This is a genomic window from Kitasatospora sp. NPDC093558, assembly GCF_040683475.1.
Taxonomy (GTDB): domain Bacteria; phylum Actinomycetota; class Actinomycetes; order Streptomycetales; family Streptomycetaceae; genus Kitasatospora.
Genome location: NZ_JBFBDY010000978.1, coordinates 1 through 1,848, shown reverse-complemented (window position 1 = coordinate 1,848; position 1,848 = coordinate 1). Strand labels below are relative to the sequence as shown.

At 69.9% G+C, this 1,848-nt stretch carries 2 protein-coding genes; one reads left to right on the top strand and one right to left on the bottom strand.

Annotated elements, in window-relative coordinates:
• Positions 1-1,257: IS607 family element RNA-guided endonuclease TnpB (gene tnpB, locus AB0O00_RS37590; RefSeq protein WP_363659184.1), on the bottom strand; the 1,257-nt coding region annotated here is incomplete at its 3' end.
• 240 nt (positions 1,258-1,497) lie between these two features.
• On the opposite strand from tnpB, the gene AB0O00_RS37585 reads away from it, so the two are divergent.
• Positions 1,498-1,848: sigma factor (locus AB0O00_RS37585; RefSeq protein ID WP_363659185.1), on the top strand; the 351-nt coding region annotated here is incomplete at its 3' end.

Here is a 1,848-nt window from a genome sequence, read left to right as displayed (position 1 = left end):
CGGGTCTCCGGCCACTCCGGTACCCGTGATGCCGCCCGACGCGAGGCCGGCGAGGTTGCGAGCCGCGTTCTCGTCCCGGTCGATGACCAGGCCGCACGCGTCGCAAGTGAACACCCGGACGGGCAGGGGCAGCTTGGCTTTCACTGCCTTGCACGCCGAGCAGGTCTTGCTGGACGGATACCAGCGGTCCGCGACGATCACGCGGCCACCGGTCCACCCGGTCTTGTAGGCGATCTGCCGGCGGATCTCACCGAACCCGGCATCCTGGATCTTGCGGGCCAGGCGGCGGTTGCGGAGCATCCCGGCGACGTTGAGGTCCTCGACCACGACGGTGCCGTACTCGCTCGTGATCGCGGTGGTGAGCTTGTGCAGGGCATCCATGCGCAGATTCGCCACCCGGTAGTGCACCCGGTTGCGCTCGTCGTTGGCCCTCAGCCACCGCTTCGACGGCTTGACGCCCTTCCTGCGGTCAGGCCCCTGGCGGCGGCAGACACGGCGCGAGGCGCGGCGCAGCCGCTTCAGGGCGCGGTCGAGGTGTCTGGGGTTGGGCTCGAAGCGGGCCTCGCCCAGGCTGTCGGCCATCACCGCCAGGCACTTCACGCCCAGGTCCACGCCCACCGCGACGTCCGGATGCGCGGCGGTGCGTTCGGTTTTCTTGACCTCGGTCTGGAACGAGACGAACCACCGGCCCCGTTCATGGCGCACCGTCGCAGACAGGATGCGGGCGCTGCCGTTGGCGAGGCGCCGTTCGAGCTTGCGCGTGGACTCGTGGGTACGGATCGTTCCGAGCCGCGGGAGCGTCACATGCCGGCGGTCCACATCGACGCGGATGGTGCCGGTGGTGAACCGGCACGACAGCCGGGCCCCGTGCTTCGACTTGAAGCGCGGCATGCCGACCGCCTTGCCCTTGCGCTCACCGCGCTTGGACCTGCTGTAGTTGTCGAACGCAGCGGCGGCATTCGCCAGCCCGGTGGAGTACGCCTCCTTGCTGTTCTCCTCCCACCAGCCGGCGAACCTCGGGTCGCTCTTCTTGACCTCGTTGAACACCTTCCGCAACACGGGCAACGACCACGGCCGCCACGGCGTCAGATCGGCCTCTGCGACTCCGTAGGACGCCTCGGCCCTCCGCTGCCACCACGACGCCGCGACCCACGACACCGCCCAGTTGTACGCGGCCCGCGCCGCCCCGCAGTGCGATCGAAGAGCCGCCTCCTGAGCGGAGTTCGGATCCAGCGCGAAACGGTACGCCTGGACCACGAAACCCGGACGCGCCTCGAACCCCCGCACAAGACACCCCCCAACCCGCGCCAGACCACCAACTCCCCGGACCATAACCGAAAGCACCGACAATCGGCTGACATATCTGAATCGCCGAGGCCCGCCCACGGAATATGAGCTGCGTCACATCCAACTGGCGCCATGCAGCAGAAAAGACCGCGCCACAGTCATGACGCAGTGCCAGGACAACAGCGAACGGACGGAGGCGACGGGGTGAGGCTGCGCAGGGCCGCTCCGGGGATCGACTTCGTCGACTTCGTGGAGCAGCGGTCGGGGGCGCTGTTCCGTACGGCGTACGTGCTGACGGGGGACGCGCACGCGGCGGAGGACCTGGTGCAGGAGACGCTGGAGCGGGCGTGCCGGCACTGGCGGAAGGTGGCCGCCTCGCAGGCGCCGGAGGCGTATGTGCGGCGGATCCTGGTGAACCTGGCCAACGACCGCCACCGGCGCCTGAACCGCCCGGGCCAGCGCACCGCGGCGCTGGCGCCGGCCGGGTACGGGGAGCCGGCGGATCCGCGTGACGCCAACCGGTCGGTGGAGCTGCGCGAGGAGCTCGTCGCGGCGCTGCAC